Source organism: Dehalococcoidia bacterium, assembly GCA_035310145.1.
In the GTDB taxonomy this organism is placed as follows: domain Bacteria; phylum Chloroflexota; class Dehalococcoidia; order CAUJGQ01; family CAUJGQ01; genus CALFMN01.
Map to the genome: position 1 here is coordinate 1 of DATGEL010000096.1, position 21,942 is coordinate 21,942.

24 protein-coding genes are annotated in these 21,942 nt (G+C 69.5%); 8 read left to right on the forward strand and 16 right to left on the reverse strand.

The features are described 5' to 3' along the window. Positions 1-142 precede the first annotated feature (142 nt). From VKV26_18225 to VKV26_18270, 10 genes are all read right to left on the reverse strand, one after another. Positions 143-589, reverse strand: coding sequence for a F0F1 ATP synthase subunit epsilon (locus VKV26_18225; protein HLZ71844.1), 447 nt, complete (start codon positions 587-589; stop codon positions 143-145). 3 nt (positions 590-592) lie between these two features. Then, a complete protein-coding gene (gene atpD, locus VKV26_18230; GenBank protein ID HLZ71845.1) occupies positions 593-2,038 on the reverse strand; it encodes a F0F1 ATP synthase subunit beta in 1,446 nt (481 codons plus the stop codon). Between the two features lie 274 nt (positions 2,039-2,312). Then, on the reverse strand, positions 2,313-2,990 hold the full coding sequence (locus VKV26_18235; protein HLZ71846.1) for an HAD family phosphatase: 678 nt from the start codon (positions 2,988-2,990) through the stop codon (positions 2,313-2,315). A gap of 7 nt (positions 2,991-2,997) precedes the next feature. Then, on the reverse strand, positions 2,998-3,882 hold the full coding sequence (gene atpG, locus VKV26_18240) for an ATP synthase F1 subunit gamma (protein HLZ71847.1): 885 nt from the start codon (positions 3,880-3,882) through the stop codon (positions 2,998-3,000). Positions 3,883-3,963: 81 nt separating this feature from the next. Further along, positions 3,964-5,487: a F0F1 ATP synthase subunit alpha gene (gene atpA / locus VKV26_18245; GenBank protein ID HLZ71848.1), complete on the reverse strand. Its 1,524-nt coding sequence runs from the start codon at positions 5,485-5,487 to the stop codon at positions 3,964-3,966. Between the two features lie 151 nt (positions 5,488-5,638). Further along, positions 5,639-6,184: an ATP synthase F1 subunit delta gene (gene atpH, locus VKV26_18250; protein ID HLZ71849.1), complete on the reverse strand. Its 546-nt coding sequence runs from the start codon at positions 6,182-6,184 to the stop codon at positions 5,639-5,641. Positions 6,185-6,214: 30 nt separating this feature from the next. After that, complete coding sequence (atpF, locus tag VKV26_18255; GenBank protein ID HLZ71850.1) at positions 6,215-6,733, reverse strand: F0F1 ATP synthase subunit B; 519 nt, start codon at positions 6,731-6,733, stop codon at positions 6,215-6,217. A 110-nt stretch (positions 6,734-6,843) separates the two neighbouring features. Beyond that, the gene (atpE, locus tag VKV26_18260; GenBank protein HLZ71851.1) at positions 6,844-7,071 is read right to left on the reverse strand and encodes an ATP synthase F0 subunit C; all 228 of its coding nucleotides are present in this window, start codon (positions 7,069-7,071) and stop codon (positions 6,844-6,846) included. 166 nt (positions 7,072-7,237) lie between these two features. Further along, a complete protein-coding gene (locus tag VKV26_18265; protein HLZ71852.1) occupies positions 7,238-8,236 on the reverse strand; it encodes a F0F1 ATP synthase subunit A in 999 nt (332 codons plus the stop codon). Positions 8,237-8,628: 392 nt separating this feature from the next. Next, a complete protein-coding gene (locus tag VKV26_18270; protein HLZ71853.1) occupies positions 8,629-9,087 on the reverse strand; it encodes a helix-turn-helix domain-containing protein in 459 nt (152 codons plus the stop codon). Between the two features lie 139 nt (positions 9,088-9,226). On the opposite strand from VKV26_18270, the gene VKV26_18275 reads away from it, so the two are divergent. After that, positions 9,227-9,952 carry an SDR family NAD(P)-dependent oxidoreductase gene (locus tag VKV26_18275; protein ID HLZ71854.1) on the forward strand — a complete coding sequence of 242 codons (726 nt, stop codon included), beginning with the start codon at positions 9,227-9,229 and terminating at the stop codon, positions 9,950-9,952. 94 nt (positions 9,953-10,046) lie between these two features. Then, positions 10,047-10,520: an SRPBCC domain-containing protein gene (locus tag VKV26_18280; GenBank protein ID HLZ71855.1), complete on the forward strand. Its 474-nt coding sequence runs from the start codon at positions 10,047-10,049 to the stop codon at positions 10,518-10,520. Between the two features lie 293 nt (positions 10,521-10,813). Here VKV26_18280 and VKV26_18285 read toward each other — a convergent pair whose 3' ends face one another. From VKV26_18285 to VKV26_18295, 3 genes are all read right to left on the reverse strand, one after another. Further along, a complete protein-coding gene (locus VKV26_18285; protein HLZ71856.1) occupies positions 10,814-11,344 on the reverse strand; it encodes a bifunctional nuclease family protein in 531 nt (176 codons plus the stop codon). 155 nt (positions 11,345-11,499) lie between these two features. Next, positions 11,500-11,721, reverse strand: a complete 222-nt coding sequence (locus tag VKV26_18290) for a DUF951 domain-containing protein (protein HLZ71857.1) — start codon at positions 11,719-11,721, stop codon at positions 11,500-11,502. A 376-nt stretch (positions 11,722-12,097) separates the two neighbouring features. Beyond that, on the reverse strand, positions 12,098-13,387 hold the full coding sequence (locus VKV26_18295; protein HLZ71858.1) for an LLM class flavin-dependent oxidoreductase: 1,290 nt from the start codon (positions 13,385-13,387) through the stop codon (positions 12,098-12,100). Between the two features lie 177 nt (positions 13,388-13,564). On the opposite strand from VKV26_18295, the gene VKV26_18300 reads away from it, so the two are divergent. The 6 genes from VKV26_18300 to VKV26_18325 all read left to right on the forward strand — a co-directional run bounded on the left by VKV26_18300 (position 13,565) and on the right by VKV26_18325 (position 17,723). Continuing rightward, complete coding sequence (locus VKV26_18300) at positions 13,565-14,590, forward strand: M48 family metalloprotease (protein HLZ71859.1); 1,026 nt, start codon at positions 13,565-13,567, stop codon at positions 14,588-14,590. Positions 14,591-14,681: 91 nt separating this feature from the next. After that, positions 14,682-15,434: a hypothetical protein gene (locus VKV26_18305; GenBank protein ID HLZ71860.1), complete on the forward strand. Its 753-nt coding sequence runs from the start codon at positions 14,682-14,684 to the stop codon at positions 15,432-15,434. 44 nt (positions 15,435-15,478) lie between these two features. Beyond that, positions 15,479-16,234 carry a hypothetical protein gene (locus tag VKV26_18310; GenBank protein ID HLZ71861.1) on the forward strand — a complete coding sequence of 252 codons (756 nt, stop codon included), beginning with the start codon at positions 15,479-15,481 and terminating at the stop codon, positions 16,232-16,234. Between the two features lie 192 nt (positions 16,235-16,426). Then, positions 16,427-16,786, forward strand: a complete 360-nt coding sequence (locus VKV26_18315) for a hypothetical protein (protein ID HLZ71862.1) — start codon at positions 16,427-16,429, stop codon at positions 16,784-16,786. Next, complete coding sequence (locus VKV26_18320) at positions 16,786-17,448, forward strand: HNH endonuclease (GenBank protein ID HLZ71863.1); 663 nt, start codon at positions 16,786-16,788, stop codon at positions 17,446-17,448. The genes VKV26_18315 and VKV26_18320 overlap by 1 nt, the downstream gene beginning before the upstream one ends. Positions 17,449-17,573: 125 nt before the next feature. Continuing rightward, positions 17,574-17,723 (forward strand): hypothetical protein, encoded by a 150-nt coding sequence (locus VKV26_18325; GenBank protein ID HLZ71864.1) that lies wholly within the window; start codon positions 17,574-17,576, stop codon positions 17,721-17,723. Between the two features lie 118 nt (positions 17,724-17,841). On the opposite strand, the gene VKV26_18330 is transcribed toward VKV26_18325, so the two are convergent. The 3 genes from VKV26_18330 to VKV26_18340 form a co-directional block, all read right to left on the reverse strand. Then, positions 17,842-18,795 carry an alpha/beta hydrolase gene (locus VKV26_18330; protein ID HLZ71865.1) on the reverse strand — a complete coding sequence of 318 codons (954 nt, stop codon included), beginning with the start codon at positions 18,793-18,795 and terminating at the stop codon, positions 17,842-17,844. Between the two features lie 647 nt (positions 18,796-19,442). Next, the gene (locus tag VKV26_18335; protein HLZ71866.1) at positions 19,443-20,177 is read right to left on the reverse strand and encodes a GNAT family N-acetyltransferase; all 735 of its coding nucleotides are present in this window, start codon (positions 20,175-20,177) and stop codon (positions 19,443-19,445) included. Between the two features lie 109 nt (positions 20,178-20,286). Beyond that, entirely contained in the window at positions 20,287-21,927 is a 1,641-nt protein-coding gene (locus VKV26_18340; GenBank protein ID HLZ71867.1) for a thiamine pyrophosphate-binding protein, read from the reverse strand. Positions 21,928-21,942 lie beyond the last annotated feature (15 nt).

The window sequence follows — 21,942 nt, forward strand, 5'->3', positions numbered from 1 at the left end:
CGCGTCGGGCCAGAGCGCAGCGTAACGGTGCTCGATGGGCGCTGGGCGCCCACGTCAGACCGAGACTTCCCATGCGGACGCGGCGTTCTTCGGATCGCCGCGAAACGGCGCTGTTGAAGCAAAGCGGGGTTAGGCGCGCCGCCTACTCCCCGCGCGGCTGGCCGGGCTGGCCGGGGCCGCCGCGACGGCGGCGGCGCTCGGCCACGCGGATGCGCACGTCGGCGCGGCGGGCGGCGGCGAAGACGGCGGCCACGTCGATGTCCGCCTGGCGCGTCGCCATCGCCTCTTCGGCACGGCGGCGGGCGGCCTCGGCGCGGGCGATGTCGATCTCGTCCGAGCGCTCGGCGCTGTCGGCCAGCACCGTGACCTTGTCGTCGCGCACTTCCAGGAAGCCGCCGGCGATGGCGAGGTCGATCTCCTCGTTGCCGCGGCGGGCGCGCAGCTCGCCAGTCTCGAGGATCGTCATCAGCGGCGCGTGCCGCGGCAGAATGCCCAGCTCGCCCTCGCTGCCGGGCGCGATGATGATGTCGAAGCCGTCCTCCGAGAGCACTTCGCGCTCGGCGGTGACGATATCCAGGCTCAGGGGCATGGCTTACTCCCGCAGCGTGCGCGCCTTCTCGACGACCATATCGATGTTGCCGACCATGTAGAACGCCTGCTCCGGCAGGTCGTCGTGCTTGCCGTCCAGGATCTCGCGGAAGCCGCGCACCGTCTCCGTCAGCGGCACGTACTGGCCGGGCAGGTTGGTGAACGCCTCGGCCGTGAACATCGGCTGCGAGAGGAAGCGCTCGATGCGCCGTGCCCGGCCCACGATCTGCTTGTCGTCGTCCGAAAGCTCCTCGATGCCGAGGATGGCGATGATGTCCTGCAGGTCTTTATAGCGCTGCAAGACCTGCTGCACGCCGCGGGCCACGTCGTAGTGCTCCTGCCCCACTACCTGCGGATCGAGCAGGCGCGAGAAGGAGGTCAGCGGGTCCACCGCCGGATAAATGGCGCGGGCGAAGATTGCCCGGTCGAGCGCAACGACGGCGTCCAGGTGGCCGAAGGTCGTGGCCACGCCGGGGTCGGTGTAGTCGTCGGCCGGCACGTAGATCGCCTGGAACGAGGTGATCGCGCCCTTCTTGGTCGAGGTAATGCGCTCTTCGAGGTCGCCCATCTCGGTCGCGAGCGTCGGCTGGTAGCCCACGGCGGAGGGCATGCGGCCCAGCAACGCCGAGACTTCCATGCCCGCCAGCGTGTAGCGGTAGATGTTGTCGATGAAGAGCAGCACATCGCGCCCTTCGACATCGCGGAAGTACTCGGCCATGGTCAGGCCCGTGAGCGCGATGCGCAGGCGCACGCCGGGCGGCTCGTTCATCTGGCCGAAGACGAGCACCGTCTTATCGAGCACGCCGGACTCGCTCATCTCGTGCCAGAGGTCGTTGCCCTCACGCGAGCGCTCGCCCACGCCGGCGAAGACCGAGTAGCCGCCGTGCTGCTTGGCGATGTTGTTGATCAGCTCGGTCATCGTCACGGTCTTGCCCACGCCGGCGCCGCCGTAGGCGCCGATCTTGCCGCCGCGGGCGAAGGGCGCGATCAGGTCGATGACCTTGATCCCCGTCTCCAGGATCTGCGCCGAGGTCTCCTGCTCCTCAAACGAGGGCGGCGCGCGGTGAATCGGCAGCGTCTGCACGCCATCGAGGGCGCCCAGGCTGTCCAGCGGCTCGCCCAGCACGTTGAACAACCGGCCCAGCGTCTTCGGTCCCACAGGCACCGAGATCGGCGCGCCGGTGTCCACGGCGCGGGCGCCGCGTGTGAGGCCGTCGGTGCTGGTCATCGCCAGTGTGCGCACCCAGTTGTTGCCCAGGTGCTGCTGCACTTCGGCCACGATCACGTTGGCCTGCTGCTGCTCGCCCTCGCCCAGCTCGGAGGCGTGCTCGGCCGCCGCCTGGCCCTCGAGGTAGAGATCGACGGCGTTGAACAGGTCGGGGAGCTGCTCCGGCGGAAACTCGAGGTCCACGACGGTGCCGATGATCTGCGCTACTTTGCCTTCTGCCATTGCCTTAGCTTCCTTGATCTTGGGTCCTGCCGGACTCTCGTCCGATGCGTCCGACGTTGTGCCCGTCCGCGGCGGTCGGCCCTCATCCTCTCGTCTCTCCTTCCCCCAATCCTGGGGGAAGGAGACGATCCTGCCCGAAGCGTTTCCGACTATCCTACGGTTAACCCGACGCCGTCCGCGTCGTGCTGCGCCCGATCGCCCCTCGCCCAGGATTGGGAGAGGGGACGGGGGTGAGGGCCGACCGCGGCGAGTCCGCATATATGCCTTGTTCCGTTCACGCCGCCGCCTCAAGCCAGCGCAGGTCGAACTGCGCCAGGGTGTGGATGCGGGCGTCGGCCTCGGGAATCGCCAGCTTCTCCGTGTACGGCGTGTCCACGGCGATTGCCGCCATGCCGGCGCGGTGGGCCGACTGCACGCCCTTGGGCGCGTCCTCGATCGCCAGGCAGCGCGCCGGCGCCATGCCCAGCGCCGCCGCCGCCTTGCGATAGATCTCCGGATCGGGCTTGCCGCGCTGCACCATGTCGCCCGTCACGATCACCTCGAACTGCCGGCGCAGCCCCAGCCCGGCGAGGCAGGCCTCGACCCAGGCGGTGCGCGAGGACGAGGCGACCGCCAGCCGCTTGCCGCGCGCCCGCAACTCGCCCACCAGCCAGGCCGCGCCGGGTAGCAAGACCGAGTGCTCGGCGTACATGCGCAGGATCTCGGCGTCGTAGCGGTCGCGGTAATAGGCGAACGAGCGCTTCAGGCCAAACCGCCGCACCAGATCGCCCCAGGTGTCTTCCAGCGTGGTGCCGACGTAGCCCAGATAGCTCTCCAGATCGAGCGTTGCACCCTCTTCGGCCAGCAGCGCGTTGACCGTCTCGTGGTGCAGCGGCTCGCTGTCCAGCAACACACCGTCCATGTCGAAGACGACGGCGTCGATCTTCCTGCCCGCCAGGCCCGCGCCCGCCATGCGTGTGCTAGCCCTCCAGCGCGGCCACGCCGCCGACGATGTCGAGCAGCTCTTTGGTGATCTGCTCCTGCCGCGCCTTGTTCGCGGCCAGCGTCAGCGAATCGACCATGTCGTTGGCGGCGTCGGTGGCGTTCTTCATCGCCACCATCTGCGCCGAGTAGAAGCTGGCGACGTTTTGCAGCACCGCCTCGTAGATCTGCATCTCGATGTAGCGCGGCAGGAGCTGCGCCAGCACCTCGCGCGCCGACGGCTCGTAGATGTAGTCGATCGGCCTGCCTTCGCCGGCCTCGCCGCCGTCCGGCGGCTCCACGGGCAGCACCTGGCGCACGGTGGGCCGCTGCGTGGCCGTGTTGATGAAGTCCGGGTAGATCAGCAGCACGCGGTCGGTCTCGCCGCCAAGGAAGTCGTCGATCACCTCGCGCACGATCGGCGAGACATCGGCCGCGCTGGGATAATCGCCCAGATCGAGGTACGCGGCCACGACGTGAAAGCCGCCGCGGACGAGGAAGTCGCGTCCCTTCTTGCCCACGGCGATGGCGCGCACCTGCGCCTCAGTCCCGGCCTCGCGGATCGTCTGCAGCACGCGGCGGTTGATATTGCCGGGCAGGCCGCCGGAGAGGCCGCGGTTGGGCGAAACGACGACCAGCGTGACGCGGTTGCCCTGCCGCTGCTCGAGCAGCGGATGCGTGGCCTCGCCTTCGCCGCCGGCATCGACCTGCTCGGCCAGGTTTGCCAGCACGGTGCGCAGCCGCTCGGCGTACGGTTTGGCGGCGCCGGCCCGCAGCTGGGCGCGCCGCATCTTCGACGCCGCCACGAGCTGCAGCGCGTTGGTGATCTTCGCCGTGTTCTGGACCGAGCGGATGCGCCGCTTGATCTGCCGGTAGCTTGGCATCTAGGCCTTATTCCAATCCGACTCCACACCTTCCCCCTCTCCATGAAATGGAGAGGGGGCCAGGGGGTGAGGCCACGCGCCCTAGTACGGCACCGTGTTCTTGAACTCGGTCACCGCGTCGCGCAGCCGCTTGCCGGTGTCGTCGCTCAGCACCCGCTCGGAGCGCAGCGCGTCGGCGATCTCCGGGTGGCTGCTGCCCATGAACTTGTGGAACGCCGCCTCGAAGTCGTGCACCTTCTCTACCGGCACGTCGTCCAGATAGCCGTTGTTGAGGGCGAAGAGGATCGAGACCTCCTGCGGCATCGAGAGTGGCTGGTACTGCGGCTGCTTCATCACCTCGACGGCGCGCTGGCCACGTTCGAGCTGGCGGCGGGTGGCGGCGTCGAGATCGCTGGTGCCGAACTGCGCGAACGCCTGGAGCTCGTTGTACTGCGCCAGGTCGCTCTTCAGCAGGCCGGCGACCGACTTCATCGCCTTCGTCTGGGCGTTGCCGCCCACGCGCGAGACGGAGAGGCCGATGTTCATCGCGGGCCGCTGGCCGGCGTTGAACAGGTCGGACTCCAAATAGATCTGGCCGTCGGTGATCGAGATCACGTTGGTGGGAATGTAGGCGGAGACGTCGTTGGCCTGCGTCTCGATCACCGGCAGCGCCGTGAGCGAGCCGCCGCCCCGCTCCGATGAGAGCTTGGCGGCGCGCTCCAGCAGGCGGCTGTGCAGGTAGAAGACATCGCCCGGATACGCCTCGCGCCCCGGCGGGCGGCGCAGCAGCAACGACATCTGCCGGTAGGCCCAGGCGTGCTTGGAGAGGTCGTCGTAGACGATCAGCGCGTCCTTGCCCTGCTCCATGAACTCTTCGCCCATGGCGCAGCCGGCGTACGGCGCCAGGTACTGCAAGGCGGCCGATTCGGCGGCACCGGCGACGACGACGATCGTGTACTCCATCGCGCCGGCCCGCTCGAGCGCGCCCACGGTCTGAGCGACCTTGGAATCCTTCTGGCCGATGGCGACGTAGATGCAGATCAGGTCGCCGCCCTTCTGGTTGATGATCGTGTCCAGCGCCACGGCCGTCTTGCCGGTCTGGCGGTCGCCGATGATCAGCTCGCGCTGGCCGCGGCCGATCGGCGTGGTGGCGTCGATCACCTTGATGCCGGTCTGCACCGGCGTGTTCACCGCGGAGCGCGTGACCACGTTGGGCGCGATGCGCTCGACGGGGCGTGTGCGTGTCGTGTTGATCGGCCCCTTGCCGTCGATTGGCTGGCCCAGCGAGTTGACCACGCGGCCGATCAGCGCCTCGCCCACGGGCACCTCGGCCACGCGGCCGGTGCTGCGCGCCTGGTCGCCTTCCTTGATCTGGCGGTAGTCGCCCAGCACCACGGCGCTGACCGAGTCCTCCTCCAGGTTGAGCGCCATGCCCGAGATCGGCTCGCCGTTGGGCTGCGGGAACTCGACCAGTTCACCGTAGAGGGCGCCGCTCATGCCGTGGATGCGCACCACACCGTCGCCGGCCTCGATCACGGTGCCGACGTCCGTCTGCTGCACCTGCGTGCCGAAGCTCTGAATCTCGCTCTTGATGATCGATGCGATCTCGTCCGGACGGACTGCCATCCTCGAACCTCTTTCGCCTTCCCGCTTCCGGCAGCTTCACGAGCAGGGACACCGGCCTGAGTCCGCGTCTGCCCTCGTCCGGCCCGCGCCGGCGTGCCGCATTGCTGCCGCCATCGTACCGAATCGCGGCGCTCTGCGCCGCTGCCGGCCGCTAGCGCGCCGCTTCCAGCCGCCGGCGCAGCGCCAGCAGCCGCGTGCGGGCGCTGCCGTCGATCAGCCGGTCGCCCACGCGCGCCACCACACCGCCGATAATGCTCGGATCGACGCGCGTCTCGATCTGCACCTGCTTACCCGTCATCTGGCCGAGCCGCCGCGCGATCAGTTGCTTCTCCGCATCGCCGATCTCGACCGCCGTCACGACCTCCGCCTGCGCGACGCCGCGGTAGGCGTCCGCGAGCTCGCGGAAGAAGTCCGTCACCTGCGGCGCCAGCGGCACGCGCCGCCGCTCCACCAGCAGCCGCGCGTAGTTCAGCGCCAGCGGCGAGACGCCCGCCAGGGTGCGGCTGAGCACGTCGTCCTTCGCCTGCTGCGGCACCTTGGCGCTCTCCAGCAGGCCGAGCACTTCCGGCTCAGCGAAGACGGCGCCGACGGTCTGCAGATCGCGCGCCCAGGCGTCGATCGTGCCCTGGTCGCGGGCGATCTGAAACACCGCCTCGGCGTAGCGCTTGGCCGCGATCTCCCGTCTGCTGCCTGGCATGGTCGTTCCGTCCCGCCCTGCCCGCCGGCGCTAGTTCTGGCTGCCGTTGCGCCCGGCCGAGGATTCGAGCACTTCATTAATCAAGCGCAGGTGCGCCTGCCGGTCGAGCGACTGGTTGATCACCTTTTCGGCCGCGAGGATGGTGAGGTCGGCGAACTCGCGGCGCAGATCGGCGCGGGCCGCCTCGCTCTCCTGGCGGATCGTGGCCTGCGCCTGCGTGACGAGCTGCTGCTGGCGCTCCTGGCCCTGGCGCGTGGCGTCGTCCTGGATGCGCTGGGCGATCTGCTGGGCGTTGGCGACGATCTCCTGCGCCTGGATCTGCCCCTGGCGGATCTGCTCCTGCACGCGCGTCTCCGACTCGCGCGCCGATTCGGCCGCGCGGTCGGCGGCGGCCAGCGCCTCTTGAATGCGCTGGCGCCGCTCGTCCAGCATCTTCAGCACGGGGCCATAGAGAAACTGCTTGAGCAGGAACAGCAGGATGCCGAAGTTGATGATGAACGCGAGCAGCGTGCCGATGTTCAGCCCCAGCGCGTCGAATGCCTTACTCAAGTCTGTTCCTCACTCCCCGATCAGCCGCGGCCGCCGCGCCGCGGTTCGTGCCGCCCGCGCCGCCGCCGGCGCGGTCGCAGACCGAAGCGGCGGCGCCGGGCAGGCGAACCCTACACGAACTTGATGATGATCGCGACCAGCAGGGCGTAGATGCCGATCGCTTCCGCGAAGGCGAGGCCAAGGATCATGTTGGTCTGGATCGCCGGCCGCGCCTCCGGGTTGCGCCCCAGCGCCTCCATCGCCTTCGCCACCAGGTTGCCGATGCCGAGCGCCGGCCCGATCGCGCCGATGCCGATGGCGATACCGGCGCCGATGTTCTTCATGCCATCGTCGGAGATGTGCGTCGTATCGAGCAGGATCGCCATCATCGCCGTCAGCAGGTGCATATTCCCCCCTCCCGGTCCGGCCGCTCCACGGCCGCGTCACCGGGGCATCGTGCTGGCGTGGTCTGGCCCCACGCGGGCCGCGCACACCGTCGCGCGGTGCGCCTCGCGCCGGGGACACTCAGTGCGCCGCCGCCTCCGCAGGCTCCCCGTGTGTTCGATGCGCCTCGTGCTCGCCCTCGTCGTGCGACTCAACGGCCATCACGGCGAAAACGAGGGTGAGCAGCGCAAAGACTGCCGCCTGAATGAAGCCCACGAACGTCTCCAGTCCGTAGAAGATGACGGGAAAGACGAACGGGGCCAGGAACGAGATGAAAGTGATCAGCACGTCGCCGGCGAAGATGTTGCCGAAGAGACGGAAGGTGAAGCTGATGATGCGGATCAGCTCGCTGAGGAACTCCAGCGCGCCGACGAAGACGTTAATCGGCGAGAACCTGGCGAAGGGCGGAAAGGCGAAGAACTTGCCGAGATAGCGGAAGCCCAGCGCCTGCAGGCCCCACAGCTCGACGAAGATCGCCGACCAGATCGCCAGCGCCAGGGGGCTGTTGGCATCGCTGTTGGGGCTGCGCAGATAGGGGCGGAAGCCGCCCAGGTTCGGGTCGTCCGCGTGTGAAGACGTCGTCTGCTCGCCCTCTTTGACCTCAGCCGCGTGCGGCACGATGACCTTGATCGGCCCGGCGTCCTTCCAGACGAAGCCGGTCTCCTGGTGGTCGCCGCGGTGCGCCACGCCGATCGAGTTGACGATCGGCAGCAGGCCGAAGTAGTTGGAGGAGACGACGAACAAAAAGATCGTGGCGACGACGACGAAGAACTTGCGCCCGTTCTCCGGCCCGGCGATCTCCTCGACCACCGAGTACATCCACTCGACCAGCGCCTCGACGAAGTTGTAGAAGCCGGAGGGCACCAGCGCCGCCCTGCGCGTGGCGAAGTACGAGGTGATCACAAGAATGGCGGTGACGATGTAGGCGGCGATCACGGTGTTGGTCACGTTGAAGGGGCCGACGGCAAAGACCGTCTCCGCCTTCAGCGAGATCTCCGGCTGCGGCCCCGCCAGCAGGAAGCCGACGACGATCGTCGCCAGCACGAAAAGGACGATGATCCAGACCTTCGGATTGCGCACCGGGTCACTCCCGCGCTGGCAGCGTCCGCCGCCCCGACACAGTTGACGCCATCCTGCGCGCTGGCGGATGGCATCATGTTGAGCGGCCGGCCACCGTTTCCCGGCCGACCCGAGGCATTGCGAAACTTATCACAGACGATCGTAGGGAGCAACCCCCGTGCAACGCGGGCACGACAAAAACCGCCGGGGCGGTTGCTCCGGCGGCATGGTACGCAATCCGCGGACAATGCGCCAGCGCCCGTCCTGCGCGATCCGCCAGGAGCGGGGAGAGCCATGTGCGGCAGCAGGCAGGCGAAAGCGACGACGTGCAAGCCAGCCGGAGTGATGCTGAGCCGTTCGTCATCGCGCAGCGGCCGGCTGCTCCAGGTGCAGCCCTGGCCGCATGACGGGCGCTAGCCCGCCGCCGCCAGGCCCGGTCCGGGATGCGCGTCGACCTGCTCAGCGCGCAGGATCCGCTGACAGCCGCTGCAGACGAGCTGTTGCACGACATCGCCGCCGCAGCTGTCGTGGCGGAAGACGATCGGCGGTCCATCGGGCGCCGCCCAGCGGTCTCCCCAGCCGGTCAGGGCAATGACGACGGCCGCCAGATCGCGGCCTTTCTCGGTCAGGTGGTACTCGTCGTAGGGCGAATCCTCGCCCGGGCTGCGCTCCATCACGCCGGCCTCCACCAGGCTGTCCAGCCGGGCGGAGAGGACGTTTCGGGCGAGGCCGAGGCTGCGCAGGAAGTCGGTGAAGCGCGTCAGCCCGCCAAACAGCGCGTCGCGGACGATCAGCAGGCTCCAGCGCTCGCCGACCACCTCGAGTGCCCGCGCGGCCGAGCAGTTCTGGCGTTCGTAAGTATTTCCAAGCACGGACCAATTGTAGCACCTTTTTTAGTTGCATGATGAAACCGCGTCCGCTACGGTGGTTGTAGTGGTTGCATGAAGCAACCACATAGCTGCGAGGGGCCCCTCACCGAGGGGCTCCTGCAAACCAGGAGGAGCCGGACCGATGACAATCACAGACAGGGCCGTGCTGGTGACGGGCGCCAATCGCGGCATCGGGCAAGCGCTGGTCGAAGAAGCCTTGCGGCGCGGTGCGCGCCGGGTATACGCCGGCACGCGTCAGCCCCTGGTCCACCCGGACACACGCGTCACGCCCCTACTGCTGGACGTGACCAACGCGGCACAGATTCGGGCAGCGGTCGAGCGGGTCGACACGCTTGACCTCCTCATCAACAATGCCGGGGTGGCCCGCTTCGATGACTTGAGCGATCGGGCCGTGCTCGAACAGCACCTTGCCGTCAACCTCTTCGGCGCCTATGGCATGACCCAGGCGTGCCTGCCGCTGCTTACGCGCTCGCACGGCGCGATCGTCATCGTGCTGTCGCTGACGGCCGTCGCCCCGCTGCCGTTCGTTCCGGCCTACTCGATCTCCAAGGCGGCCGCGTTCTCGCTGTCCCAGTCGCTACGGGCCGTGTTGGCCGGGCAGGGCGTGCGGGCGCATGCCGTCCTGGCCGGCGCCGTGGATACCGAGATGTCCCGAGACTTCGCCGTCCCGAAGGCCCCCCCGGAGTCCGTCGCCCGCGCCATCCTCGACGGCGTGGCGAACGGCGAGGAGGAGATCTTCCCGGATCCCATGTCGGCGCCGCTGGCTGCGCCTTGGCGTGGCGGCGCCCTCAAGGCGCTCGAGCGTGAGTTTGCGGCTCTCGCCAATGCGACGCCCGAAGCCGCATGAGCAACGGCCGGTGCCGCCGGTCCGCCGCGGTACGGCGGACCGGCGGCACCGGCACACCACAACCAACCCCGCATACCGTGAACGGGAGAGCACCATGAGCAGCCAAAACTTCACCACCACCTTTTCGGTGGACCAAACACCGGAAGAAGCCTTCGCCGCCATCACGAACGTTCGTGGCTGGTGGTCGGGAGAGATTGAAGGGAGTACCGACAGGCTGGGCGAGGAGTTCACCTACCGGTACGAGGATGTCCACTACACCAAACAAAAGATCACGGAACTCATCCCTGGCAAGAAGGTCGTTTGGCGGGTGTTGGACGCCTATCTCAACTTCAGCAAAGACCCGGGCGAGTGGACGGGCACGGAGATCACCTTTGACGTCTCGCGCAAGGGGAAGCGAACGGAGGTCCGCTTCACGCACCTGGGCCTGGTTCCGGAGTTTGAATGCTTCGATTCCTGTTCAAGCGCATGGGGCGTCTATATCAATGGGAGTCTCAGGCGCTTGATTACGACCGGTGAAGGGCAGCTCAACTCGAACGAAGAAGGTATGGTCTCCCAACCGGCGGTCTGAAGTGGTTGAACACTCAGCTCCGGACTGACGCGCCGGTTAGGAGACCATCCTTAAAGGGGCCGGAACGGGCGTTTCGCCGCAGCCTCAACCGTCCAGGCGCGTGCGCCTGTTTTGCACGTGAGTTCCTACAGTGTGGTCGAAACCGGCGGTCGCCGGCGGTGTGGCAGCCGCCGGCGACCGCCCGGCGGGCTTCGGCCGATGGCCGCGACTGAACTGCGGCCCAGGGGCAGGCCGCGCGTGGCGCCGAGCGGTCGGTTGCAGCGTGGCGAGCAGGGCGAAGGTGATACCGGGCGCTAGCGCCGGCGCTTATCGAAGTCGTCCAGGTCGAGCCCTTCGATGAAGTCGCGGAAGGCGGACATCCGCTCCAGCTCTTCCTCTTTGACCGGCGCCGTCATCTCCAGGGCGCCCGCCGCGCTCTCGTCCTCGCTGATCTTGACGCCGGCCTTCTCCAGCACGCTCTCGTCGGCGTAGATCGGCACGCGGGCGCGCACGGCGAGGGCGATCGCGTCGCTGGGGCGCGAGTCGATCTCGACGGAGTTGCCGTTCACCTCGAGCACGATGCGGGCGTAGTAGGTGTCGCTGGAGATGTCGTTGACGACGACCGAAGACACCTGGGCGCCGAGCGAGTCGATCACTGAGCGCAGCAGGTCGTGGGTGAGCGGGCGTGGCACCTGCACGTCCTGCAGGCGGACGGCGATCGCGTCGGCCTCGGCCGGGCCGATCCAGATCGGCAGGTAGCGTTCCGCGTCCTTCTCTTTGAGGATGACGACGCGCTGGTAGTTCATCAGCGAGACGCGGATGCTCTCGATCGTCATCTCAACCACGGCCACGCCTCCCGACTCAAATTCAGTGTAGGCACGCGCTCGAAAACGTGTCAACGAACCATCCGGCGCAACCAACGGCGGTTGCGCTGCCGCGATTACGCCCACGAGCGCCGCTGGGCACGCGTGCCGGCGGGCGGTACGGCGCGGGCCGTTGCTTATGTATCGGCGGCTTTGCCGCTGGCGTTAAAGGGGTCGCGCGGGTCGTAGGGGCCGCGTTCGACGAAGCTCTTCAGCCGCCGGTCCAGCGTGCTGCGATCGAGCAGCACGCGGCGGTTGCAGGTGAGGCAGCGCAGGCCGATGTCGGCGCCGAGCCGCACCACGCGCCAGTCCGTGCCGCCGCAAGGGTGTGCCTTGCGCAGCCGCACGATGTCGTCCATGCGGTAGTCGATGATCGGTTTCTGGGCCACGGGCGTTCGGCCCTCACCCTCACCACCGGCCCCTCTCCCTCTCCCAATCCTGGGAGAGGGAGAGGGGCGATCCGGCGTAGAGTGTTCCAGAGGGCGCCGGGTTAGCCGGCGCACCGTGCGTCGCGCCCGCGGGCGCGACGGGCGGACGCCACGCGCCCCTGACCGAAGCGTGGGAACCGTGCGCGGTGCACGGCATTCGCTCCTGCATCAGCTTGCTAACCTGGCGTCCTCCGTGCCCGCACGGTACGATCGCCCCTCTCTCCCATACGCTCTTGAACAGCGGCGGATCTCCCTCGCTTGTGTATGGGAGAGAGGGGTACGGGGGTGTGAGGGCCGCTCGCTCCCCCTACGCCTTCGCGGCGATCTCGCGCAGGCGGCGCATGGCGAGGGCGCGGCGGCGGTTCGCCTCCGGCAGGGTCGCGACGTCGACCTCGGCCACGCTCAGGCCGTAGGCGCCGTAGGTCGGAATCTCGTCGTCCGCCAGCTCCTTCATGAACTGCTTGCGCCTGAACGCCGCCTCGATGTACGGCGCCAGCCCCGCCATCTTCGTGGCGACGCGCTCCTCTTCCTTCTCCTTGAACTCCGGCATCACCTCGGCGGCGAACAGCTCCAGCGATTCGCAGATGTGCTCGTGCTTGTTGTTGCCGCCCTGCTGGATGAAGACCGTCTGGTCGACGCCCGCATCCTGGAAGGCGCGCAGGTGCTCACGCTGCTGCGCCGGCGTGCCGATGCCGCCCGTGCCGTCGCCCAGCGCCTCCATGCCCATCTCGTCGCGCACGCGGATGTACTTCTCCCAGACGTTGGTGCGGCCCGGCGTGTGCTGACCGAAGGCGTAGTGGTGCCCCAGCGCAAACTGGAAGAAGCGGAAGCCGTCGAGTCCGCGTCGCCGCGCCTCTGCTTCGTCGGGGTGCACGGAAAAGCTCGTGACCATGGCGATGTTGGGGTTGACGGCGTGGCCGATCGGCACGCACTCGCGCTTGAAGGTCTCGTAGTAGTCGTTCACCCAGTGCCGCGCCTCGGCCGGGTCGATGAAGGCGAAGGTGAGGGCACCGATGCCGAGCTGCGCCGCCAGGTGGATCGTCTCGCGGTTGGAGCAGGCCACCCAGATCGGCGGGTGCGGCTTCTGCACCGGCTTCGGCACGACGTTGCGCACCGGCATGGAGAAGTACTTGCCCTGGAAGCCGGGATAGGGGTCCATCGCCAGCATGTTGGCGACCTGCTCGACCGTCTCGCGCCACATCGCCCGCCGCTCGGCGGGGTCGACGCCGTAGCCCTCAAGCTCGGCGCGCGAGGCGGACTCGCCCGTGCCGAACTCGGCGCGGCCGGCGCTGACCAGGTCGAGCGTGGCGATGCGCTCGGCCACGCGCGCCGGCGCGTTGTAGCCGGGCGGCATCAGCACGATGCCGTGGCCGAGGCGGATCCGTTTGGTGCGCTGGCTGGCGGCGGCGAGAAAGACCTCCGGCGCCGACGAATGGCTGTACTCTTCAAGGAAGTGGTGCTCGACCTCCCAGGCGTGGTCGATGCCGAGCCTGTCCGCCAGCTCGACCTGCGAGAGGGCGTCCTGGAAGAGTTTGAGCTCGTCGCCGTCGTGCCAGGGACGGGGAAGCTGATGCTCGTAAAATATCCCGAACTTCATTCGCCGCGTTCTCCTTTACGGCCTCACTGTAGCGGCCGGGGGTGTCCGGCGCCAGAGTGCGCGGCATCGCACGTTCTGCCCGGTGAGGGCGGTGCGGCCGATCGCCCATCGCCGGAGTCTGCCGGCTGAGGCCGCGCCAAGCTAGCCGCGGGGAATCCCGCCACGGAGCATACGCGCATGACACCGCAGGAAGACGCGCAGAGCCCGAGCCGTATCGAGTACACGCCGTCCGGCGGCCTGCAGGTACCGGCGGCCACGCCCGCGCCTCAAGCGGATGGACAGCCCGGCGCGCTGCCGCTGCCTCCCGACCCGCAGGGAGAGCCTGCCGCCGCGCCGCACGAGCCGCAGGCGCCCGCCGCGGACGCAAGCGAGCGCCGCTTCCCCGGCATCGACGCGCGCAGCTTCCGCGACCGCCGCGACGCGGAGCGCATGACGCGAGTGCGTCTGCTCAAGGGGCTGGACTTCGTCTACAGCCGCTTTTTGAACCTCGGCGTGGAAGGGGCGATGGCGCACGAGACGGCGGCGCAGGCCGTGCAGATCCACGCCGGCCAGGGTGCGGCGCTGTGGGCGCTGCTCGACCGCGCGGCGCGCGTGCTCGACGTGCGCGTGCCCGAACTGTATCTCGGCCGCTACGACAGCGGCATGCAGACGATCGGCCACGAGCGGCCCTTCATCGTCGTCAACGCCGACTACGTGGAACTGCTGGACGACGAGGAGCTGGTCTTCGCCTTCGGCCGCGAGCTGGGGCACATCCTGCTCGGCCACGTGACCTACAAGATGCTGGCCCGCTCGATCGGCGCGATCGGCGATACGGTCGGCACCTTCACGCTCAACGTCGGCTCGATGGTGACGACGGGGCTGGAGGCGCCGCTGCGCGACTGGGACCAGTTCTCCGAGTTCAGCGCCGACCGCGCCGGGCTGCTGGCCGCGGGCCGGCTGGAGGTCGCGCTCTCGGCGCTGCTGAAGCAGGCCGCGGGCGGCCAGCGCTTCATCGACGCGCTGAACGTGGCGGCGTTCGTGGAACAGGGCCGCCATGCGCTCTATGGCGAGCGGCCGGCGGGCACGCGGCTGAGCGCGATCGTGCGCAGCCTGCAGGCCGGGGCGCCGCTGCTGGCCGCGCGTGCCGCGGCGCTGAGCGAGTGGTATGCGGGCGGCGAGTTCGCCGCGATCCTGCGCGGCCAGTACGCGCGGCGCGGCGGCTGAAAGAGGCTGCGTCGCGTCGCCGCTTCGGCGATAATGGGCGCGGCGCTGCCCCACGCGAGCGGCCGGCGCCCCTGCCCGCGGAGCGATCTCGGTGTTCCGATCCGCCACTGTTCGCTGCATCGCCGCGCGCCTCTTCGCCGCGCTGCTCCTTGCCTGCGCGCTGAGCGGGCTTGCGCTGCTTCGCCTGCCGCGGGGCGCACGCGCGGCATGCGGCGATGAACTGCCGCCGCTCGGCGCCGTGGCCCGCAGCGCCCCGGTCGCCGTGCTGGCCGACGTGATCCGCGAGCCGGTCAACGCGGCGGGCGGCTTCGATGCCAGCATGCGCGTGCGCGCCGTGATTAAAGGAGTGACGCCGGGACCGGTGGTGCTGCTGCGCGACCTGGGCGATCCGACGGACCAAAGCTGCGCCGACGCCCCGGCCCTGGCGCGCGGCGGCCATTACGTACTCTTCCTTGCCGGCGACGGCCAGAGACCGAACACCGCCTGGAGCCTGGTGGGTGGCGCGGCCGGGGTCTACCAGCTCTCGGCCAGGGGCACGATCGCGCCGCCCGAGCGGGCGGGCGGCAAGCTGCAACTGCTGCCGATTCCGCCGGCCGAGCTGCTGCGCGATGTCGGCAGCGCGGGCGCCGTGGACGCCGCGCATATTGAGGAGATCATCGCCAACAACGCGCTGGCGGAGACGCTGGACCGGCCACGGCTCGCGGCGGCGCCGGCAGCAAAGCCGTTCTGGCAGACGCTGCCGCTGCGCGAGACGGCGCTCGCGGTCGCCGCCGCGGCCGGCGTGATCGCGGCCCTCCTCTATCTGCTCTGGCGGCCGGCCGCGGCGCTCGGCGATCGGCGCTGATCGCCCGCTTGCCCGTTCCCGCGCCGCTGATGCCTACTGAGAGTATGGATCCGCCCGCCCACGCCGATGAATCAGCCGCCGGGCCGTTGCCGCCGCCGGGCGAGAAGCGCCGCATCGATCTCAACCGCCGCCGCGCGATCATCCGCGCCGAGCGCATCGACGTGCGCCCCTCGCGCGGGGCGATCGCGCCGCCGCTCGCCGGCTTTCTGCTCGGCGCCGGCTGCGTCGCCCTGATCGTCTGGGGCGTCGTCGCGGACGCGCTGCCCTACTGGCTGCTGGCGCTTCTGCTGCTGTTCGCGCTGTTCGCCGTGCCGCTGGCGGGCATTACGCTGGTGTATGCGCTGTTCGGCGCCAACGTCGTCTTCGACAAGGCGAAGCAGTCGGGCGCCTGGCAGCAGGGTTTTCTGGGCATGGGCATCGGCACGACGGAGCTGGTGCCGTTCTGGAAGATCGCGGCGATCGAGGTCGCCGAATCGGGCGCAGGCGAGGGCACGGCCGGCCGGCGCACGGAAGAGTTCGTGCAGTGGGAGGCGGTGCTGATCAAAGCGAGCGGCAAACGGCTGCCCATCGCCGGCATGATCGTGCCGCGCCCCTTCGCGCGCGGCGGCTTCGCGGAGGTGCGCGAGCTTGCCGCCGCCATCGCCGCGCTCAGCGGCGCGCCGCTGCGCCTCGCCGCGCCGGAGCCCCCGGAGGGCACGGACACGAACGAAGAGCCAGGGCCGCCACCAGTGCCGCGTGCGGAGGCACACCCTCCGGCCGTGCGGCTCGCCGGCCGGCGCAGGCGAGCACGCCGCCGCTAGACTCCTGATTGCCGTCTTGTGGCCGTGAATCGCCGCCCGCCCGGCCCGCGCACGGATCCCGCCGTTGCCGCCGCGCATGGACTGAGATCAACGGAAGTGGTATCGATACGCCAAAGGCGGTGCGGCGCCGTGTTCAATGGAATACGCCGGTGGTTCGCCCGGCTGCGCGGCGAGAAAGCGCAGGACGATGCCATGCTCGTGATCGGCCTGTTGCCCAACGACAGCGACGCCGATATCGCGCTCAATAACCTGGCCGAGGCCGATTTCGCGTCGCGCCAGATCTCCGTGCTTACCAGCGATCCGCTGCGCACCGCGGCCCTGACTGACACGCCCGGCGACTGGGGCCAACTGACGCCCGCCGCCGCCGTGGAACGCATGCGCACGCTCGGTGTAGCGGATGCCGACCGCCAGACAGTTACCACCGGCCTGAGCAACGGCGGCGTGCTGATCGTGATCCGCGCCGCCAACGCCAGCACTACCGCCGCGCAGGAGATGCTGGCCGATCAGAAAGCAACGCTGGTGCGGGCCGTGAAAGAACGGCGAGGCCAATAATGTACCGCGGCACCAACAGGTACATCAACATCGCCGTGATCGTCCTGCTCGTGATCGTCATCGTGATCTTGCTCGTCAGCCGCAGCGGCGGCGGCGGTTCAAACCCGCCGTCTGCCAATACTCCGGGCGGCGGTACCTCCTCAAGCGGCTCGCCCGGCGGTTCGTCTGGAGGCTCGTCCGGCGGTTCAGCCGGCGGCTCCGGCAGCGCGCCGGGCAGCGGCGGCGCGCCGCCCCCGTTGGGTCAGCGTACAAAGACCGAGGGCTGCACGGCCAACGGCAAATTGCAGGATCGCGCCTGTACACCGGGCGCCATCATCGCCAGCGCAACCAAGGACCAGATCTGCGTGCCCGGGTACTCCCGTGGAGTGCGCAACGTGCCGATCGAAGAGAAGGACCAGGTCTACGCCGAATATGGCATCGACCATCACTCGCCCGGTGAGTACGAGGTGGACCACCTGGTGAGCCTGGAGCTGGGCGGCTCGAACGAGATCGCCAACCTCTGGCCGGAAGCCGCCTCGCCGGAGCCGGGCTTTCACCAGAAGGACCGCTTCGAGAACTATATGCACGACCAGGTGTGCAGCGGCGCGATCAGCCTGCAAGAGGCGCAGCGGCGCATCGCCGAGGACTGGCTGAAATACTGGCAGGAAGCCGGCCAGCCGTAGCCCGCGCCCCACCAGGCCCATAGCGCTGCGGCAGAGCCACACGCGGCGAATGTCCAACGCGCGCCGCGGCGGCGGCGGACAACCGCGCGAAGCCGGGCTCTCAGCCGTCGCGCGACGAGGAGCGCATGGACACCGCCTATCAATCGAAGGCCTGGCAGGTGCTGTTCGGCGCGGTGGCAGGCGCCGCGGCGGCGTTGCTGGGACCGCTCTTCGTCGCGCTCTCGCTCAACCCACGGCAGATCATGCCGGACCCCGCCCCACACCTCGTCAGGTGATGGTATCCATCGGTGGGCCGTTCGGTTGACCGGTGACGCGCTGAGATGTCACATGCACCAGCCGACGTCCTGTGGCTGACCTTCCTCCTGCACGGGGACCAGAGCCGGGGCGGCTACCTCAGCCGGTGAGCGCCTGCTTGAGCGCCGCCATGCGCAGCGTGTGCGCCGTTTGCGTGAGGCGCGCCGAGAGCGCGAATTCGAAGGCGTGGTAGGCGCCGGGGTAGACGTGCAGTTCCACCGGCACGCCCGCCTGCATCAGCCGCTGCGCGTAGGCGATGTCCTCGTCGCGGAAGAGGTCGGCGGTGCCCACGTCGAGGTACGCGGCGGGCAGGCGGGCCAGGTCCGTGGCGCGGGCGGGGGCGGCGTAGGGCGAGACGCCCTCCGTGCCGGCCTGGTCGCCGAGCAGCGCCTGCCAGGCGTTGAGGCTGGTGGCACGGTCCCAGATGCCCACGTCGGTGATCGCATAACTGGAGGGGGTCGTGTTGCGGTCGTCGAGCATCGGATAGATGAGCATCTGGTAGCAGAGCGCCGGTCCACCGCGGTCGCGGGCCAGCAGCGCGGTCCCTGCCGCCAGCCCGCCGCCCGCGCTCCCGCCGCCGATGGCGAGCCGAGTAGCGTCAATGCCGAGCTCGCCCGCGTGCGCGGCCGTCCAGACCAGGCCCGCGTAGCAGTCTTCGACCGGTGCCGGGTGTGGGTTCTCAGGCGCCAGCCGGTATTCTACCGACACCACCACACAGCCGATCTGCTCGACGTACTGGCTCAACCGCGCGTTGTCGGCATCCAGGTTGCCCATGATCATGCCGCCGCCATGCATAAAGTACAGGCCGGGCAGCCGGGTGCTGGTCGGGATGCCCTTCGGACGGTAGATGCGGACCTTGACCGCGGGCGCACCGGCCGGGCCGGGCACCATGCGGTCCTGCGCCGCCACGTGCTCGCTCGGCGGCAGCACCGGGAAGGCGCCGGCCAGCGCGGCACGGCTGGCCGCCAGGTCGTCAAAGTTGAGCAGGCTGAGGGCGCCGGCAATGCCCGCGCGGGCCTCGGCAAGCTCCGGGTCGATCAGCACGGACGGCATCGCGTTCACCCCCGCCCCGTTTCGGCCGTAGTCTACGCCGCTGTGCAGAGCCGCGAAAGGCCGCACGGCACCGCACGGCACTGAAGTGGGGAAGCGGGGCCGTGCCGGACCCGGCTGGGTCCTGGGCTGGGGGCAAGCGCGCTCGGTGAGTACAGCCGGTCATCGGTCAGGCGAACGACCCACCGGCGGGTACCATCACTTGACGAGGTGTGCCCCGCCCACGCGGCACGGGCGCGCGAGGCGCCTGGCGGCCTGCTGATCCTCTCTGCTGGCCGTGATTGTGTTGATTCCCGGCCAGGACCGACGGGTGCTGGGCGTCGAGCTGCTGCTCGGCGGCGTTCTGGTTGCGCTCAGCGTGCGCCTGCAAAGCCGAACCCTGGGCCGCCTGGGCGGCGGACAGCGGCTGGAGTGGGCCGCACGCATCTTGCCCTTCAACCTCGCCACGCTCGCCGTGCCGGTCGCCGGCGCGAGCCTGCTGGCGGGCCACTTCGGCGGGCTCTACTGGCTCACGCCAATCGTGCTGATCTCCCTGTTGCGCTCGGTGCTGAACGCCTGGACGCTGCTGGTTCGCGTGGCGGAGCCTCGCCTCACCCCCTGGCCCCCTCTCCATGAAATGGAGAGGGGGGATTCATGGAGAGGGGGAAGCGCTAATGCAGGCGGTAGGCGGTGTACTGCCCGGTGGAGACGAAGCCGAGCTGGCAGGCGAGGGCGGATGACATGGGGTTCGCCGCGTCCCAGCACGGCTCCAGGCCGTTTTCGAGGCACCAGAGGATCATCGCCGCGCCGAGGATGCGCGCCAGGCCGCGGCGGCGGAAGTCCGGGTGCGTGTCGATCTCGATCTCCAGCGTGCCGCCGCCGATGGCGAAGGATGAACAACCGGCGACGAAGCGGCCCTCGTGCTGCACGCCGAAGCCGGTGCCGCGCTCGCTGAACTCGGCGTGCGAGGCGAAGTTGTGCACCAGGTCGACTTCCAGATCCGCGAAGGCCGCGACCTGGTCGGGCTGCACGCGCACCAGCTCGAAACCGGGCGGCAGCGCCTCCCGAAAGCGGCGCAGCGCCTGGCGGTCGAAGCGGCCGGCCTTGAACGCCTCGCGCGGATCGTCGTGCAGCTCGCCGCCGTAGTGCGCCGCCAGCAGCCTGTGCCACGCCTCGTCCGGCACGATCGCCGAGCCCGGCCCTGGTTTCAGCAGCCGCACCAGCTCTGGCGCGCCGGGCGCCGCCGCGTCGCCGCCGAAGAGGCTGAAGTCGAGCGCTAACAGGGCGGCGGCGGGCGCCTCGCGGCCGTCGGCGAAGGCGCGGCCCATGCCACCCTCGATCACGCCCGCCACGCAGCCGTGCAGATACGGATAGTTTTGGAAGAGCGGCCGCAGCGCCGCGCGCATCCGGAGCGAGTTCGATCGGCATCATAGCGTTCTGTCGCGCGGCGGCGGGCCGGCGTTACAGTGGCGAGCGACAGTTTGCCGGCCAGAAGCTTTCGCCGCTGCTCTCGGCTCAGTCCAGCCGCGACGAGTAACTGCCGAAGGGCTGCGTCTTCGCCTTCACGAACGGATCGACCACGACGTTCACCACGCTCGGCTTGCCGCTGGCGAAGCTACGCTCGATCGCGGGGCGGATCTCCTCCGGTTTCTCCACGTACTCGCCGTGGCAGCCGAACGCCTCGGCCACCTTGTCGTAGCGCGTCATCAGCAGGTCGCGGCCGGGGACTTTGCGCCCCTGGATCGCGCCGGTCCAGCCGCCGTTGTGCGAGATCACCGCGACGAAGGGCAGGTTGTGGCGCACCGCCGTGTCCAGCTCCTGCACGTTCATGCCGAAGGAGCCGTCGCCGCACAGCGCCACGACCTGCCTGCCCGGGTTCGCCGCCTGCGCGCCCACGGCGAAGGGCAGGCAGACGCCCATGCAGCCGTTCGGCCCCGCGTTCAGCCGCGACCGCGGCACGTAGGACGGGATCGACTGCCGCGCCAGGTTGAGGATCTCGTGCCCGTCCTCGATCAGCACGCCGTCGCGCGGCAGCACGTCGCGCACCTCGCGGCAGAGGCGCAGCGGGTGGATCGGCGTCTGATCGGTGCCCATCTCCGCTTCTGAACGGTCGCGGCGGGCGGCGTCGGCCTTGCGCAGCGTCTGCACCCAGTCGCTGTCACGCCGGCTGGCGAAACCATCCAGGCCGTCCAGCAGTTGCCGCAGCACGAGCTTCGCGTCGCCGACGATGCCGGCGTCGACGCGGCGGTTGTGCCCGACCTCGGCCGCGTCGGAGTTGATCATCACGAACTTCGCGTCGGGGGCGAAGCGCGGCGCCTGGCCGTAGCCGATGATGAAATTCGGGCGGGTGCCCACCAGCAGCACCGCGTCGGCCTGCGAGAAGGCCGTGCTGCGGGCGCCGAGCAGGGCGAGGTCGTGGTCTTCGGCAATCACGCCGCGCGACTGCGGCGTCGTGTAGAAGGGGATGCCGCTGCGCTCCACGAACGCGGCCAGCTCGTTCTCGGCCCCGGACCAGAGCACGCCGCTGCCCGAAAGCACGATCGGCCGCTCGGCGGCGCGCAGCACGGCCAGTGCCCGCTCGATCTGCCGCGGATCGCCGGCGGTGCGCACGTGCTGCACCGGCTCGGGGAAGGGCACGCGCTCGTGCTCGACCTTGCTGTAGAGCACGTCGCCGGGCAGGTCCAGGTAGACCGGGCCGGGCTTCTGGCCGGTGGCGTTGCGGAAGGCGGTGTTCACCAGCTCCGGCAGGCGCGCGGCGTGCAGGGCGCGCTCGGCCCAGCGCGTGACGGAGCGGAAGCACGAGACCTGGTCGAACTCCTGGAAGGCGTCCATGCCGAACTGGTTGGTGGGCGAGGCGCCGCCCAGCGCGATCACCGGCGCGGCGTCGGTGAAGGCGTTGGTGATGCCCGTGAGCAGGTTCGTCGTGGCGGGGCCGGAGGCGGCGAGGCAGACGCCCGGCCGGCCGGTGGCGCGGGCGTAGGCGTGGGCGGCCATCGCCGCGGCCTGCTCGTGGCGCACGTCGACGATACGGATGCCGTTGGCCGCGGCGGCGCCGGCCACGTCGATGATCGGCCCGCCCATAATGAAGAAGAGCGTGTCGACGCCCTCACGCTTGAGCTGCTCGGCCACGAGCTGCGAGCCGGTTGCCTGCGTCATTGCTGCCTCCTTGCG

Bases quoted from the DNA above. Each gene is read 5' to 3' on its own strand.
- atpH (HLZ71849.1), bottom strand. From the start codon at position 6,184: ATGCCAGGCAGCAGACGGGAGATCGCGGCCAAGCGCTACGCCGAGGCG.
- VKV26_18225 (HLZ71844.1), bottom strand. From the start codon at position 589: ATGCCCCTGAGCCTGGATATCGTCACCGCCGAGCGCGAAGTGCTCTCG.
- VKV26_18315 (HLZ71862.1), top strand. From the start codon at position 16,427: ATGCTCGTGATCGGCCTGTTGCCCAACGACAGCGACGCCGATATCGCG.
- VKV26_18340 (HLZ71867.1), bottom strand. From the start codon at position 21,927: ATGACGCAGGCAACCGGCTCGCAGCTCGTGGCCGAGCAGCTCAAGCGT.
- VKV26_18275 (HLZ71854.1), top strand. From the start codon at position 9,227: ATGACAATCACAGACAGGGCCGTGCTGGTGACGGGCGCCAATCGCGGC.
- VKV26_18295 (HLZ71858.1), bottom strand. From the start codon at position 13,387: ATGAAGTTCGGGATATTTTACGAGCATCAGCTTCCCCGTCCCTGGCAC.
- atpG (HLZ71847.1), bottom strand. From the start codon at position 3,882: ATGCCAAGCTACCGGCAGATCAAGCGGCGCATCCGCTCGGTCCAGAAC.
- VKV26_18300 (HLZ71859.1), top strand. From the start codon at position 13,565: ATGACACCGCAGGAAGACGCGCAGAGCCCGAGCCGTATCGAGTACACG.
- atpA (HLZ71848.1), bottom strand. From the start codon at position 5,487: ATGGCAGTCCGTCCGGACGAGATCGCATCGATCATCAAGAGCGAGATT.
- VKV26_18335 (HLZ71866.1), bottom strand. From the start codon at position 20,177: ATGCGCGCGGCGCTGCGGCCGCTCTTCCAAAACTATCCGTATCTGCAC.
- VKV26_18235 (HLZ71846.1), bottom strand. From the start codon at position 2,990: ATGGCGGGCGCGGGCCTGGCGGGCAGGAAGATCGACGCCGTCGTCTTC.
- VKV26_18290 (HLZ71857.1), bottom strand. From the start codon at position 11,721: ATGGACGACATCGTGCGGCTGCGCAAGGCACACCCTTGCGGCGGCACG.
- VKV26_18310 (HLZ71861.1), top strand. From the start codon at position 15,479: ATGGATCCGCCCGCCCACGCCGATGAATCAGCCGCCGGGCCGTTGCCG.
- VKV26_18320 (HLZ71863.1), top strand. From the start codon at position 16,786: ATGTACCGCGGCACCAACAGGTACATCAACATCGCCGTGATCGTCCTG.
- atpD (HLZ71845.1), bottom strand. From the start codon at position 2,038: ATGGCAGAAGGCAAAGTAGCGCAGATCATCGGCACCGTCGTGGACCTC.
- VKV26_18280 (HLZ71855.1), top strand. From the start codon at position 10,047: ATGAGCAGCCAAAACTTCACCACCACCTTTTCGGTGGACCAAACACCG.
- VKV26_18330 (HLZ71865.1), bottom strand. From the start codon at position 18,795: ATGCCGTCCGTGCTGATCGACCCGGAGCTTGCCGAGGCCCGCGCGGGC.
- VKV26_18325 (HLZ71864.1), top strand. From the start codon at position 17,574: ATGGACACCGCCTATCAATCGAAGGCCTGGCAGGTGCTGTTCGGCGCG.